General features: G+C 68.4%; 13 protein-coding genes. 4 read left to right on the top strand and 9 right to left on the bottom strand.

Annotated features, from left to right (window positions below):
• Positions 1-6: 6 nt before the first annotated feature.
• The 3 genes from ABD648_RS10955 to ABD648_RS10965 form a co-directional block, all read right to left on the bottom strand.
• Entirely contained in the window at positions 7-984 is a 978-nt protein-coding gene (locus ABD648_RS10955; protein ID WP_282214988.1) for an SRPBCC family protein, read from the bottom strand.
• A 2-nt stretch (positions 985-986) separates the two neighbouring features.
• Entirely contained in the window at positions 987-1,388 is a 402-nt protein-coding gene (locus ABD648_RS10960; RefSeq protein ID WP_282214989.1) for an ArsR/SmtB family transcription factor, read from the bottom strand.
• 63 nt (positions 1,389-1,451) lie between these two features.
• On the bottom strand, positions 1,452-2,063 hold the full coding sequence (locus ABD648_RS10965) for a TetR/AcrR family transcriptional regulator (protein WP_282214990.1): 612 nt from the start codon (positions 2,061-2,063) through the stop codon (positions 1,452-1,454).
• A gap of 112 nt (positions 2,064-2,175) precedes the next feature.
• On the opposite strand from ABD648_RS10965, the gene ABD648_RS10970 reads away from it, so the two are divergent.
• The 4 genes from ABD648_RS10970 to ABD648_RS10985 are packed head-to-tail and all read left to right on the top strand — an operon-like array spanning position 2,176 to position 7,184.
• On the top strand, positions 2,176-3,459 hold the full coding sequence (locus ABD648_RS10970) for an MFS transporter (protein ID WP_282214991.1): 1,284 nt from the start codon (positions 2,176-2,178) through the stop codon (positions 3,457-3,459).
• Positions 3,456-4,820, top strand: a complete 1,365-nt coding sequence (locus ABD648_RS10975; protein WP_282214992.1) for a DUF3089 domain-containing protein — start codon at positions 3,456-3,458, stop codon at positions 4,818-4,820. The genes ABD648_RS10970 and ABD648_RS10975 overlap by 4 nt, the downstream gene beginning before the upstream one ends.
• The gene (locus tag ABD648_RS10980; protein WP_282214993.1) at positions 4,817-6,259 is read left to right on the top strand and encodes an amidase; all 1,443 of its coding nucleotides are present in this window, start codon (positions 4,817-4,819) and stop codon (positions 6,257-6,259) included. Before ABD648_RS10975 ends, ABD648_RS10980 begins: the two co-directional genes overlap by 4 nt.
• A gap of 19 nt (positions 6,260-6,278) precedes the next feature.
• Positions 6,279-7,184 (top strand): proline iminopeptidase-family hydrolase, encoded by a 906-nt coding sequence (locus ABD648_RS10985; protein WP_282214994.1) that lies wholly within the window; start codon positions 6,279-6,281, stop codon positions 7,182-7,184.
• Positions 7,185-7,271: 87 nt separating this feature from the next.
• On the opposite strand, the gene ABD648_RS10990 is transcribed toward ABD648_RS10985, so the two are convergent.
• From ABD648_RS10990 to ABD648_RS11015, 6 genes are all read right to left on the bottom strand, one after another.
• Positions 7,272-8,255: a formylglycine-generating enzyme family protein gene (locus ABD648_RS10990; RefSeq protein ID WP_425561706.1), complete on the bottom strand. Its 984-nt coding sequence runs from the start codon at positions 8,253-8,255 to the stop codon at positions 7,272-7,274.
• Between the two features lie 40 nt (positions 8,256-8,295).
• A complete protein-coding gene (locus tag ABD648_RS10995; RefSeq protein ID WP_282214996.1) occupies positions 8,296-8,643 on the bottom strand; it encodes a DUF202 domain-containing protein in 348 nt (115 codons plus the stop codon).
• Positions 8,640-9,002 carry a YidH family protein gene (locus ABD648_RS11000; RefSeq protein WP_282214997.1) on the bottom strand — a complete coding sequence of 121 codons (363 nt, stop codon included), beginning with the start codon at positions 9,000-9,002 and terminating at the stop codon, positions 8,640-8,642. The genes ABD648_RS10995 and ABD648_RS11000 overlap by 4 nt, the downstream gene beginning before the upstream one ends.
• Entirely contained in the window at positions 8,999-10,378 is a 1,380-nt protein-coding gene (locus ABD648_RS11005) for a M28 family peptidase (RefSeq protein WP_282214998.1), read from the bottom strand. Before ABD648_RS11005 ends, ABD648_RS11000 begins: the two co-directional genes overlap by 4 nt.
• Entirely contained in the window at positions 10,375-11,751 is a 1,377-nt protein-coding gene (locus ABD648_RS11010; protein WP_282214999.1) for an MFS transporter, read from the bottom strand. Before ABD648_RS11010 ends, ABD648_RS11005 begins: the two co-directional genes overlap by 4 nt.
• 62 nt (positions 11,752-11,813) lie before the next feature.
• Positions 11,814-13,571, bottom strand: a complete 1,758-nt coding sequence (locus ABD648_RS11015; protein WP_282215000.1) for a sulfatase — start codon at positions 13,569-13,571, stop codon at positions 11,814-11,816.
• Between the last annotated feature and the right edge of the window lie 2 nt (positions 13,572-13,573).

The following is a 13,573-nucleotide window of genomic DNA, read 5'->3' on the forward strand; positions in this document are numbered from 1 at the left end:
GCACGCTCAGACGGCGAGCAGCTCCTTCTCGAGTCGCGCGTACGAGGTCTCCATGCCGTCGGCCATGCCGGTGGCGAGGATCATGTCGCGCGTCTCCTTGTCGGGGTACTCGATGAAGAGTGTGATGAGCGTCGCGCCGTCCTCCTCGTACAGGTTGAGGTCGTTGAGCGTCTCGACCGGCATCCCGACCATCCGCTCAGTCTGCACCGACCTTCGCGGACCGTCGATCAGCAGCGCTTCGCCCTCGAACCCGAACGCCTGGCCCTCGGTGTCGCCGATCGGAGCCCACGAGGTGCGGTAGGTCTGGCCGACCTCGGTGGCGACGACGCACTCCGTCATCTCCCAGCCGTCGGGGCCGAGCAGCCACTGCTTCATGAGCTCGGGCTCATTGTGGGCTCGCCAGACCAGTTCGCGCGGTCCTTCGACCAGGCGGGTGATGCGGACATGGGTGTCGTCGAGGAGCTCAACGTTCGTGCCCTTGCCCTGCGCGTAGTCGCGGAGGTCCTCCAGCACGGCGTCGAGCTGCGACATCGCCATCTTGATGCCCTCGACCTGGCCCATGGAGACGACCTGCTCGATGGCCTCGACCGACGCGAAGTGGCTCGTCGTCACCATGCGGGTGCCCTCGGCGGTCGACTCGAAGTCGAACGACATCCGCTGTGCCGGGAATCCCTCGAGCGGCTTGCCATCCTCGTCGACGAACGAGTCGAGCACCTCGAAGCGGTGCGGCGCCTCGATCGCGAGGAACTCCCATGATCCCGATGAACGCTCGCCGCGCGGGCCGTTCATCGTGTAGACGGCGTGCCCGCCGACCGTGTGATCCCATTCGCCGAAGGTCGCCGGCCATCCGGGAGGGCCCCAGAAGCGCTCGAGCTGGCGCGGGTCGCTGTAGGCGCTCCAGACCCGCTCGACGGGGGCGGCGAAATCGGCCACGACCGTCATGGTCAGGTTGTCGGTGTCGGTGATGACGTCGGTGACAGGCATTGTCAGTCTCTTTCCTCAGGTCGGTCGTTCTTCTTGTGGGTGTCTTCTCGCTGGGTCCCTGAGCTTGTCGAAGGGGACGCCAGCAGGTCGTCGAGTCGGGCGATGCGCGACCGCCACAGCTCTTCGTATCGGGCGAGGAGCGCCCTGGCACGGGCGATCATCTCGGGGTTCGCGCGGACGAGCCGCTCGCGTCCCTCGGCGCGCTTGACGATGAGGTTCGCGGCTTCGAGCACGGCGACGTGCTTCTGTACCGCGGCGAACGACATCTCGTATTCGGAGGCGAGGGTCGAGACGGACTGCTCCCGCTCGATCGTCCGGCGCAGGATGTCACGCCGGGTCGACGTCGCCAATGCGTGGAACACACGGTCGACCTCCGCTTCGCTCAATTCTCTTTGTGCAACCATTTGGTTGTACGTTAGAACGTTGCGGAGGGCGTGTCAAGAGGTTCCGGGCGGGATCACCCGGACTCAGCGGGTCAGGTCGCGCTCCAGTGCGGTGACGTAGGAGTCGATACAGGCGGCGAAGTCGACCTCGTCGGGGTCGAGCAGCCACTGGTTCGCGATGCCGTCGAGGGCGCCGAGGATCTCGATCGCCTTCAGCGTCGGGTCCACATCGCTGCGGATCTCGCCGCGCTCCTGACCGGCCTCGATGAGGGCTGCGACACTGACGCGGAGCGCACGGTAGTGCTCCACGAAGAAGTCGTGCGCCGGCGCATCGGATTCGAAGTTCTCGGCGAGGAGCACGGCGAAGAGCTTGATCAGCGCGGGCTCCTCGATGCTGCGCCGCGTGAACCCGGGGATCTCGCGGAGTCCGGCGAGACCACCGAGGTCGGCGACGTCGGCGGCGAAGGAGCGACTGACGCCGGCGTGCTGCTCGACGACAGCGCGCAGCAGTCCGACCTTCGTTCCGAAGTGGTAGAGGACGGCGGGTTCCGTGATGCCGACCTGATCGGCGACCTCGGTGATGCCGGTGCCGCGGTAGCCGCCGCTCGCGAAGAGTTCGAGCGCCGCACTCACGATCTGCTCCTTGCGGCGGGCGCCCCGGGCGGACGTGGCGATGCGTCGAGTCTGCGGGGGCACGGTGCGATCGTATCCGTATCTGAACGAGTTGTCAGTTTCGCTAGCGTTTTTTACTGAGTTGTTAGTAAAATTCACTCACCCATCCGGCACGACCCCATGAGGAGGTTCAGATATGACGACCAACGCTGACGGCCCGATCGCCACCGCACAGGATCCCGCACCGCCGCGCACCGCTCCCCCTGCGAGCGCGGGATTCATCACGGCGTTCGTCGCCGCCGTGCTCGGGGTCGCGGTCGCGACCCTCGCTCCACTCTCAGTCACCCTCGCTCTGCGCATCCAGCAGCTCGACCCCGAGAACGCCCCGGCGAGCCTCTCGCTCGTCCTCGGCGTCGCCGCCGTGGTCGCTCTGCTCTCCGGCCCCTTCTTCGGTCAGCTCAGCGACCGCACCACGAGCCGCTGGGGCATGCGCCGACCCTGGCTCTTGGGCGGACTGCTGGTCGGGCTCATCGGGCTCGTCATCCTCTCGATGAGCGCGTCCATCCCGATGATGCTCCTCGGCTGGTGCATCACGCAGCTGGGCTTCAGCGCCCTCAACGCCGCGCTCGCCGCACTGCTCATCGACCACGTCCCCGAGCTGCAGCGGGGCAAGGTCTCCGGCCTCGTCGGCATGTGCCAGGCCGTGGGCGTCGTCACCGGCGTCTTCCTCGTCCAGCTCGTGGGCACCTCGGTGGCGCTGATGTTCCTCGTGCCCGGAGCGCTCGCGGCCGCCACCGTGATCGCACTGTCCCTGGTTCTTCGCGACCGCCGGCTGGACCCTGCCGACCGCAGCCGCTACGACTTCCGCGCCTTCGCGCGCAGCTTCTGGGTGAACCCGCTGCGGCACCGTGCGTTCGGCTGGGCCTGGCTCGGACGGTTCCTGATGATGACGGGCTTCGCGATCCTGCAGACGTACCAGGTGTACTACCTCTCCGATCAGCTCGGCTTCGATGCCGCAGCGATCCCGGGGCTCGTCCTCCAGTCGACCCTCCTGCTGACCGCCGCCGTGGTCGTCAGCTCGGTCGGTTGCGGCTGGCTCTCCGACCGGCTGCGTCGTCGCAAGATCTTCGTGCTCGGCTCGGCGGCACTGTACGGCGTGGCCATGATCGTCGTGGCCACGGCGCAGACCTGGGAGACCTTCCTCGTCGGCATCGTGATCGGCGGACTCGCGCTCGGCACCTACTTGGCCGTCGACCTCGCGCTGGTCGCCCAGGTCCTCCCGAACGGCGGCGCCACCGCCGCCAAGGATCTCGGGGTCTTCAACATCGCCAACGCGGTGCCGCAGATGGTCGCACCTGCGATCGCTCCCCTCTTCCTCGCGATCGGCTCCGGCGGCAACTACACGGCGCTGTTCATCGGCGCTGCGGCGTTCAGCCTGCTGGGCGCGCTCGCGATCCAGCCGATCCGAGGCGTCCGTTGAGCGCGTCGCGGGTGCATGCGCGGCGCGGGATGGCGGCGGTGGTGACCGCGCTCGCCGTCATCGCCACCGGGGTCATCGCCGACCGGGCCGCGGCGACACCGGCTCCCCTCGAGGAGTCCTCCTCCGTGGCGGGGACCGTGGCCGCGCCCCTCGCCGACACGGTGTGGCTGTGTCGTCCCGGCACCCCCGCCAACCCCTGCAATCAGGATGCCGTGGGCTCGCCGCAGCGGGGAGCCGCGGGGGCGGAGTTCACCGCCCGCTACCTGGGCAGCGGTGCGGATGTCACGCTCGACGCGATCAACGTGACCAGCACGCCCACGCACGAGTCGTTTCCGCGCCCGGCAGCCCCCGCCGTCGACTGCTTCTCCGTCTATCCGACCGTCGACCTCACGCCCAACCCGGTGCTGCAGATCGGATCGCTCCCCCCGCAGCCGCAGGACACCCACCTCGCCGTCACGCTCACGCAGGTGGGCCGGTTCGCGAGCACCTGCCGACTCTTCGTGCCGGTGTACCGTCAGGCGCCGCTGCTCAGCCTGGTCGGAGGTGTGCTCACCGGCACGGACGCCGACTACACGACCGGTGCGATGGACGTCGCCGGTGCGTGGGCGGACTACTGGGAGAACGACAACATCGACCCGGTGACGGGTCAGCGGCGCGGTGTCGTCCTGCTCGGGCACTCGCAGGGCACGGCGGACCTCGTCACGCTGCTGCAGGAGGAGTTCGACGCGGGCTCGGCTCCCCGCGAGCAGCTCATCGCCGCCTACCTGCTCGGCGGCGACGTGCAGGTGGCGGACGGCACCGGGCCGGCCGATCACGAGACGATCCCGGGGATGCCGGTCTGCACGCGCACTTCGGCAGCGGCATCGATGCCCACCGGATGCCTGGTGGGGTACTCGAGCTACGCGATGGCCGGGGGCTCCGCCCCCGCCGCCGATGCCGAGTTCGGACGCAGCGTCGACGCCGCGCATCGCATCCTCTGCGTCAACCCGGCGGCCCTGATCGCCGGAGTCGCCGCGGGCGCCGCAACGCCTCTGGACGCCTACCTGCCGACCAATCGCCTGCTCGAGGGCACGGTCGTGCTGCCGAACGGTCACCTCTCGGTCGTGCTCTCCGGGTTCGCGCTCGAGAACAGACCGGCGGGTTTCGTGCGCCGAGAGGCCACGCTCACCGGCCAGTGCAGAACGCAGACGGATGCCGCCGGCACAGCCAGCTGGCTGCAGGTCGACGGGGGTGGCTCCCTGTTCCCTGCCGGGAGCAGCACCTCCACGCTGGGACTGCACGTGGTCGACTACAACGTCGCGCTCGGCGATCTCGTCGAGCTCGCCGGTCTGCAGTCGGCGCAGTGGACGGCGGATCGATGAGCGCGTCCACGGCCACGGTCCTGCACGACCTCACGGCGGTCGAGCAGTGCGCGGCGCTCCGCGACCGCACCGTGAGCGCGGTCGAGCTCACGGAGCACTATCTCGATCGCATCGATCGGCTGGGCGAGCGGCTGGGCGCCTTCGTCGTGACGACACCGGAGCTCGCCCTGCGCGAAGCCGCGGAAGCCGATCGTCGGTTCGCGCGCGGGGACGACGCGCACCGGCCGCTGCAGGGGCTGCCCATCGCCTTCAAAGATCTGCAGCCCATCGCCGGAGTACCGGTGACCAACGGCAGCGCGGTGCTCCCCGCCGTGACGGCCGAGCACGACGCGGAGGCGGTCGGACTCATCCGGGCCGCCGGGGCGGTCACGCTCGGCACGACGCACGCGCCCGAGCTCGGCATCCCCTGTTACACCGACACGACCGTCGTCGGCCGCCCCGCGGTCACTCCCTACGATCTCGGTCGCTCGGCCAGCGGATCGAGCGGCGGGGCCGCCGCAGCGATCGCCGCCGGGCTCATTCCCGTGGGGCACGGCAGCGACGGGGCGGGATCGATCCGGACCCCCGCGGCGGTGTGCGGCCTGGTCGGCGTGAAGCCGAGCCGGGGCGTGGTGAGCGCAGCCCCCGCCTCGTCGTTCTTCGGCTTCAGCACCGACGGACCGCTCGCGCGCAACGTCGAGGACGCGGCACTGCTGCTGGATGCGATGGCGGTCAGAACGCCCCGGGGGCTCCACGAGCTCGCTGCGCCGGCGTCCTTCGTCGCGGCATCCCGTCGCCGAGCGACACGCCGCCTCCGTGTCGCCGTCTGGACCGACAGCGGTTTCGGCGCTGTCCATCCCGAGAACACCGCAGCGGTCGATCGGATCGCCCTGATGCTCGAGGGTCTCGGACACGAGGTCGTCGAGGTCGCCAACCCGGCGCCCTGGGATACGGATCTCGTGCAGGCGTTCTTCGACTACATCGGAGGCGTCGTGTCGGGACTGCTCGCCGGCCTTCCGCCCGCGCACGCACAAGCACTGGAGGAGGACACCCGGTGGATGAAGCAGCGCGGCGATCGGCTCGGAGCCGCGGACTTCGTGAAGTCCACGACGGCACTCGCCGCCTTCGCCGACCGGTTCATCGCGAAGCTGGCGTCGTACGACCTCGCCGTCTCCCCCGTCTCGGCCGGGGTCGCGGTTCCGCTCGGCTCTTTCCACCGCGGGCAGAGCGGAGATGCGCCGTATCGGATGCTCGAGTGGTCGGCCTACACCCCGGTGCAGAACTTGAGCGGCCTTCCGGCGATCTCGATACCGAGTCATGTGACGGCCGACGGCCTCCCGCTCGGCGTGCAGCTCACGGGGGCGGCGATCGGATCCGACCCGATGCTGCTCAGTGTGGCGGCGCAGCTGGAGGAACAGATCGGGTGGGCCCAGCGGCATCCGCCAGTGTGGGGGGAATGAGATGACGAGGGACGACACGATGCCGTTGACACGACAGCGCAGAGAAGGCTTCCTCACCCGAGGGGACGAGCACACCTGGTACCGGGTGACCGGAGAGATCGGAGATCAGCCGACGGTGGTCGTGCTGCACGGCGGACCGGGTGCGACGCACGACTATCTGCTGCCTCTGGAAGCGCTCGCCGCTCCCGGGCGTGCCGTGGTCCTGTACGACCAGGTGGGGAGCGGACGATCGTCGCATCTGCCGGACGCGCCACCGTCGTCGTGGACTGTGACCCGCTTCCTCGACGAGCTCGACCAGCTGCTCGACGAGTTGGGGATCCGCGAGAACCACGTCCTGTTGGGGCAGTCCTGGGGAGGGATCCTCGCGGCAGAGCACGCCGTTCGGCGACCGGCAGGGCTCAAGGGCCTGATCATCGCGAACTCACCGGCATCCATGCCGCTCTGGATGCGCGCCGCCGAGGAGTTGCGGTCCGCACTCCCCGAAGACGTGCAGCGCACGCTGGTCTCCCACGAGGCCGCGGGCACGACCGACAGTCCGGAGTACGTCGAGGCGATGCACGTCTACTATCGACGCCACGTGTGCCGGACCGATCCCTGGCCGGCCGAACTCGAGGCGACGCTCGCAGCGATCGATGCCGACCCGACGGTCTACCACACCATGAACGGCCCGTCGGAGTTCCACGTGACCGGCTCGCTCCGCGACTGGAGCGTCATCGATCGTCTGCACTCCATCGCCGCGCCGGCCCTCGTCATCACCGGCCGATACGACGAGGCGACTCCGGAGACGGTCCGTCCGTTCCTGGAGCACATTCCCCGGGTCCGCGGTGCGGTGCTCCCGCACTCGAGCCACATGCCCCATCTGGAGGAGCCGGAGCGCTTCCGACACCTCGTGCAGACCTACCTCGCGTCCCTCACCTCACCCTGAGGAGACGACCGCACACTCCGTTCCGTGCCGGCCAGCCTCGGCACTCCCACCTCAGACCAGCTCAGGCGCGGTCCCCGTCCTGGCGAGTCACGCCCTCGGGTCGATGGCCGCGGCCCCGACGGTCCGGAACCCGGCATTGCCCATGGAGGAGTCCGGGGTGTTCCGTGACCGCGCGGAGTTGCGGTAGCGGTTGCAGTACGAGTCATGGCAGAGATAGCTCCCTCCCCGCAGCACACGCAGCGAACCCTTCGACGGCCCCGTCGGATCGACTCGGGGCGACTCCGCGTAGTAGCCGGCGTCGAACCAGTCGGAGCACCACTCCCAGACGTTGCCGACGGGCTGCCAGAGCCCATAGCCGTTCGGAGCAAAGGCGCGCACGGGCGAGGTCGTCGCATATCCGTCCTGCGAAGTGTTCACCCGCGGGAACTCGCCCTGCCAGATGTTCGTGCGCCACCCACCGGCATAGGGGTCCTCATCTCCCCAGGGATACCTGCGGGAATCGAGGCCGCCGCGTGCGGCATACTCCCACTGCGCTTCGGAAGGGAGAGCGCGTCCTGCCCAGCGACAGTACGCAAGGGCATCGTGGAAGCTCAGATGAACGGCAGGGTGATCCATGATCTCGTCGACGGAAGATCTCCGCCCGCCGGGGTGACGCCAGTCAGCGCCCCGAACTCCGAGCCACCAGGGAGTCGTCGGTGACCGCCCGATCACGTCACCCGACGGCGCAGCGAGGGCGAGGTGGAACACCGCGGAGAGGCCAAATCTCTCCGCATCCGTCACGTACCCGGTGGCGTCGGCGAACTCGGCGAACACGGCGTTGGTCACACATGTCGCATCGATGAGGAACGCCGACAGCTGCACACGATGCACCGGAGTCTCCCCGTCTCCGGGATTCTCGTCTCCGGACGAATCTCCCATCATGAACTCACCCGCGGGAATGCGCACCTGCTCGATCGGATGATGCCCGCGCTCGATGACGGGTGCCACGTCGGGGCGGATGGATGGCAGCGGGAGGTAGCTCCCGCGACTCGGCGCTGCGCAGGAGCACTCGGAACCACAGGACTCCGTCATGATGTGGAGCCCGCTCGCGATCGAGGGCGACCGGCGGCGATCATGTGGCGGCTCGCGTTCCGGAGGCGATGACCCACCAGGCGGCACCGAACCCACAGAGGGCGACGAGAGCCGCGACTGCCAGCAGCAGTCCCCCCGCCGGAGGAACGGATCGCCCTGCCAGGAGCTCGGCGTACGTGCGTCGTGAGCGACGTTCGGCAAACAGCTGCAGCAGCAGCGCACTTCCCAGCACGGCGAGGGAGAGAAGAGCTGACGCGGATCCGAGCCGCCCCGGCAGCAGCCGGAGACCCACGAGACCGGCCACCGCAAGAGAAAGAAGAGTCCGTCGCCACGCGAGGAGGGTCCTCTCCGGCTGGAGCCCTGCGTCGAAGATCACCGGCGGAGTCATGGGCCGAGGCAGAGGCCGAGTGCGATCAGGAGTGCCACGGCAGACAACGTCACTGCGAGCGGAAGCGCGAGCACCGAGGCAGGGAGCGGCGCCTCCCGCCGGAGTGCGCGCTCAGCGCGGCCCCACCCGATCCACGCGACGAGAGGAAGCGCGACGCCCACCACCAGCAGGAGGAGAGAGGCGATCATGCGCAGAACCGGGTGGAGCGGCAGAGCCAGCGCCTCGAGCGCGACGCCCGCCGCGATGAGCGCGATCGCGGTACGCATCCAGGCCAGAAAGGTGCGTTCGTTGGCGAGCGTGAAGCGCGGGTCCGGCTCGGTTCCCCTTCGGTAGACCCACCCCGAGCCCCAGGGACTCATGATGCGACTGCGGCAGCGAGAGCGGCCGCGGCGGAGTCCTGCGGCTCCCGGTTGGCGGCACGGAGTTCGGCACCGTCGCTCACCATCAGCTCCTGCACGATGCGCAGTTGAGCGGCCGCCATGGTCGCCAACGCGGCGGCGGGAACCTTCTCGACCGTGTCCTCCGGCGAGTGATACCACGACGGGGCGAGCGTGATGTTGTAGCTGGGGACCTCCGGCGGCAGGTGGCCGATCGTCGATGCCGGTCCGAGAAGCGGATGGATCGGGATGCCGGCGCTCTCGAGGTGGTCGACCACGTGCGATCGGAGCACGGCGTTCTCAGATGCGAGCACCCCGTGTGCGACGGTGTTCCCCGGCGCTGCTTCGGCGGCGTCTGCGGCCATGTGGTCGAGCCAGTTGAAGGCGACGGTTCGAGCCAGGATGTCCTCCCGGTGCCGCTCGACGAAGTGGTACAGGTCGAAGTCGCCCGTGTCATGCGCTCCGCTGGCGAGGAACACGAGCGTCTTCGGACGATCGCTGCGGTCCAGCGCGGCAAAGTGCCCCAGCAGGCCCAGCAGGACGGCGCATCCGGTCGCATTGTCGACGGCCCCGTCGAACGTGGAGTCGTAGTGCGCGGCGATCACGATGACCTCGTCCGAGCATCCGGGAAGCACACCGATCACGTCGTCGACCGTCGCACGCAGCAGATGCGAGCCCGGGCCCAGCGCACCCCCGTCGACCAGGAGGTCTCCCCCCTTCGGCACCTCGCAGAGGGCGATGTTCAGCCGGATGTCCGCGCCATCGGCAACCTTCTCGACGAGCCGCGTGAAGTCGGCGCTCCCCACGGTCAGCGCAGGGATGCCGCCCAGCCGAGCCGGCGCGGCATGCGTGGCGAAGTTCTGAGCGAGGTGCATCAGCATCACGCTGTTGCCCGGGGCACCCGCGCGGCGGATGTACCCGATGGCTCCCGCTCGCACGGCCGCGCCGTACAGTCCGGCGTCGGCCGAGGAACTGCCGTCGGTCGGCAGGAAGTTCCCGACGTAGTCCACGTCGACGAGCAGGATCCGGCCCGACAGGTCGATGCCCGAGAGATCCGGCACTCCTCTGCGGGCGTCGATGTGGAGCGCGGGCCCCTCGACTGCGCCGGCGGCCGAGTACCAGATCGGGATCGAGTTCGCCTCCTCGTCGGTGCCCGCAACACCGACCGACCACTCGCGGGGGTAGTACATGTTGAACGGCCAGGTCTCGACACTCGTCTCCAGACCGGCGCTCTCGAACCGCGTACGCATGAACTCCGCCGCTGTTCGCGCTGCCGGACAGCCGTTCCTCCGCCATCCGAATCCGACGATCGTTCGGACGTCGTCGATGAGCGCGCTTGCGCCCAGTGGTTCCGTCATCCGATCTGCTCCTGTCGTCGTTGCTCGAGGATGGCGTCGACGCGACGCACGTCCCGTGGGTACGTGAAGTAGAGGCTGGTGAGCACGACCGCGTTGACGAGCATGAGCGCCACCATGAGCCAGAGGAAGACCGCTTGCAGTCCCACCAGGTCGGCGAGGGCGCCGGCGGTGAGCGTGAAGATCGCCCATCCGATCGCCTCGAAGATGGTGAGGTAGATCGCCAGAGCCTGTCCGCGGAGTTCGGGCAGCGTCACAGCCATGATGATCGGCCGGTTCACTCCGGGGTTGAGCCCCTGGGAGAAGCCCAGCACCGCCCAGAACGCGGCGTAGATCCCGATGTTCGCGTGGTCGAACTGCGTGCCGAAGAATGCCGCGACGGCGAACATGATCTGGGCGGTCTGCAAGATGATGACACGACCACGATCCCGCACGACACGGTCCAGCAGCGAGGCGATCATGCCGCCGCCCACGGTGCCCACGAGATAGGAGACGCCGAAGGGCAGGAGCACGATCGCGGCGACGGCGGTGGAGAACCCTCGCTCCGTGACCAGGAACTGCACGCCGAACACGATGATCAGCAGGTGCCCGGACAACAGGCGCGACAGGAGCATGATCGTGAAGGTGGGCGTGCGGAACAGCGACATGACCGCTCGGAGGGTCGGGCGGCGGCTGGCCCGCTGCTCCGCCGTGAGGTCGACGAGCTGCGGCTCCGAGGCTCCCACTCCGGGATCCTTGAAGAAGACGAACACCGCGGCCGAGGCGAGGAAGCACAGGGCGCCCAGCACCCACATGCCCCACCTCCAACCGTCCTCGAGGTGAGTGAACTGGGCGATGAGCGGGCCGAGCATCGCCGAGCACAGAGCGATTCCGCCATAGAAGAGTCCGACGGCCTTTCCGCGGTTGCGGTCGTCGAAGGAATCGGAGATCACGGCGTTGGCGATCGGGTGGCCGCCCACGAGGACGACCGACATGAGCACGTTGAAGACGAGCAGCATCGCGAAGCCCTGCGAGAATCCCGCAGCGATGCCGAACGCACCCGCCAGCGCCGTGGTCATCGACAGGACGAATCTCCGGGATGTCCGCGATGCCAGCCAGACCCAACCGGGCCCGAACGGCATCGCTGCCAGCTTGCCCACCGCCGACAGGATTCCGAGATGACTGTTGCTGAGCTGAAGCGCCTGTGCAATGGCGGGGAACAGAGTCTCGGTGAGTCCGGACTCCGCGTTGTCGATGACGGTCACACCGGTCAGGGTGAAGAGGTTCCGCCACCGGTGCGGTGTGCGCGTGGCTCGGGCAGCGCGCAGCGTCGCCGTCGGGGTCGCTTCAGCGACGCCATCGGCCGAGATCGTTTCGGTCACAGGAGTGGGGGGCATGGAGTATCTCCAGGAATCGTCGTTGATCGGAGGGGAGGGGTGTGGATGCCGGGTCGCCCGGATCAGATCAGGCTGAGGTCGTCAGCGATCTGTCGCAGCTTGGCTGCGGGGATGGTGATGGTCGCAGCGAGCTTGTAGAGGCTGGTGTCGCCGAGCAGGCCGAGCATCTCGCTCTGGGTGAGAGCGGGCAGATGGCGTTCGAGGATGCCGTGCGTGCGCTGATCCGCGAGCAGTTCGACGACGGGCGAGCCGAGGTGCAGACCCTGGCTGTGCGCGAAGTCGCTCAACGGAGGCAGCGGCGCAGCCGCCGCCTCCGCGCGCGCACTCTGTGCCCGCACCAGCAGATGCGAAGCATCCGGCGGCGCATTCGTGGGAATGCCGAGACGCTCGAATTGGCTGTCGGGAGCATCGTGCTCGTGCAGCAGTTCGGCCAGGAGGCGCAGCATCCGCAATTCCTGTTCGGGATCATCGAGCGGGTTCTCCTGGGCAGGATCGTCCTCGAGGTCGAAGAGCAGTGTGCCGAACACGTGCGGATTGATCTGCGCGCGGCCCGGCATCCGCAGCGTGCGAACGCCCTTCGTGAACGAGAAGGGTGCGGCCAACTCGAGATCGAGCAGCTCGGCGGGGCGGAATCTCTGCCGCATGTGGGTCGGCATAAGCGTGTACTCCTCGAGCGGCTCGTTGGAGGGCGTGGCGCACGCGCGCATGTAGACGAAGCGACCATCGGTGACGTTGACGTGACCTCCGTGGATCCCGAACAGCGCCCCTGGTCGCGGCTCGTCGCCGGCACCATCGGCATCGGCGGTGATGGCCGATCCCGACATGTCCGCCGTCGGAGCGACCGCGAAGTATTCGAGGATCGTCGGCGCGATGTCGATCGTCTGCACCAGTGCCTCGCTGCGGGTGCCGGCCGATCGCGTCCGCGGATCCCAGATGAAAGCGGGGAGGTGGGCGAGTTCGTTGAACCACGGCTGCACGCTCTTGGCCCACCAGCCGTGCTCTCCGAGGAGGAAGCCGTGGTCGGTGTTGACGATGAGCATGGTGTCGTCCCACATGTCGTGCTCATCCATCAGATCGAGGATGCGCCCGAGGGATCGGTCGCACATCGACACGAGCGCCTTGTACTCGTTCCGGGCGTGCTCGACCTGCGCCGCCGGTTCCGTCACCTTCGCATAGGGAGGCCAGTCGAATCGCGGGCCCTCGTAGTCGTGCGGATACAGCGCCTTGTGGTCGTCGTAGCTGAAGAACGGCTCGTGAGGATCGAAGCACTCGATCTGGACGAACCACCGATCGGCATCCTTGTTGGTCTCGATGAAGTGGACCCCGGCGTCGAAGGTCCGCGTCTGCGGATGGTCCGCCTCGTCGGCGAGATAGCTGCGATTGATGTCGTCCTGACGGCGGCTGGGTCCACCGCGCTCACCACGTGCGGGGTCGCCGACGACCCCCTTCCACGGGTCGCCCTCCTGCCCTCGGAAGAACTCCCAGGTCGAGTATCGAGGGTGGTAGGTCGCCCCGCCGTCTTCCCAGTAGTGCGGATGATCGCTCGCGAGGTGCGTGTGCACTCCCGCCTGCTTCAGCATCTCGGGCATCGAGTCGTCGAACGGCTCGAGCGGGCCCCAACTGCGATGCAGGAAGTTGTGCCGGCCGGTGTGCAGCTCCCGCCTCGCCGGCATGCATGGCATCGACCCCGCGTAGAAGTTGTCGAACGTCACCGTGTGCTGCGCGAGGCGCCTGAAGTTCGGCGCGATGATCTCGTCGGAGCCGTAGGGCGGAAGCATGTGCCGGTTGAGGCTGTCGAACATGACCATGATCGCGCGCATGA

Origin of the sequence: Microbacterium luteolum, assembly GCF_039533965.1 — a bacterium.
Taxonomy (GTDB): domain Bacteria; phylum Actinomycetota; class Actinomycetes; order Actinomycetales; family Microbacteriaceae; genus Microbacterium; species Microbacterium luteolum.

Bases quoted from the DNA above. Each gene is read 5' to 3' on its own strand.
- ABD648_RS11015 (WP_282215000.1), bottom strand. From the start codon at position 13,571: ATGCGCGCGATCATGGTCATGTTCGACAGCCTCAACCGGCACATGCTT.
- ABD648_RS10970 (WP_282214991.1), top strand. From the start codon at position 2,176: ATGACGACCAACGCTGACGGCCCGATCGCCACCGCACAGGATCCCGCA.
- ABD648_RS10985 (WP_282214994.1), top strand. From the start codon at position 6,279: ATGCCGTTGACACGACAGCGCAGAGAAGGCTTCCTCACCCGAGGGGAC.
- ABD648_RS11005 (WP_282214998.1), bottom strand. From the start codon at position 10,378: ATGACGGAACCACTGGGCGCAAGCGCGCTCATCGACGACGTCCGAACG.
- ABD648_RS11010 (WP_282214999.1), bottom strand. From the start codon at position 11,751: ATGCCCCCCACTCCTGTGACCGAAACGATCTCGGCCGATGGCGTCGCT.
- ABD648_RS10990 (WP_425561706.1), bottom strand. From the start codon at position 8,255: ATGACGGAGTCCTGTGGTTCCGAGTGCTCCTGCGCAGCGCCGAGTCGC.
- ABD648_RS10960 (WP_282214989.1), bottom strand. From the start codon at position 1,388: ATGGTTGCACAAAGAGAATTGAGCGAAGCGGAGGTCGACCGTGTGTTC.
- ABD648_RS10955 (WP_282214988.1), bottom strand. From the start codon at position 984: ATGCCTGTCACCGACGTCATCACCGACACCGACAACCTGACCATGACG.
- ABD648_RS10995 (WP_282214996.1), bottom strand. From the start codon at position 8,643: ATGACTCCGCCGGTGATCTTCGACGCAGGGCTCCAGCCGGAGAGGACC.
- ABD648_RS11000 (WP_282214997.1), bottom strand. From the start codon at position 9,002: ATGAGTCCCTGGGGCTCGGGGTGGGTCTACCGAAGGGGAACCGAGCCG.
- ABD648_RS10980 (WP_282214993.1), top strand. From the start codon at position 4,817: ATGAGCGCGTCCACGGCCACGGTCCTGCACGACCTCACGGCGGTCGAG.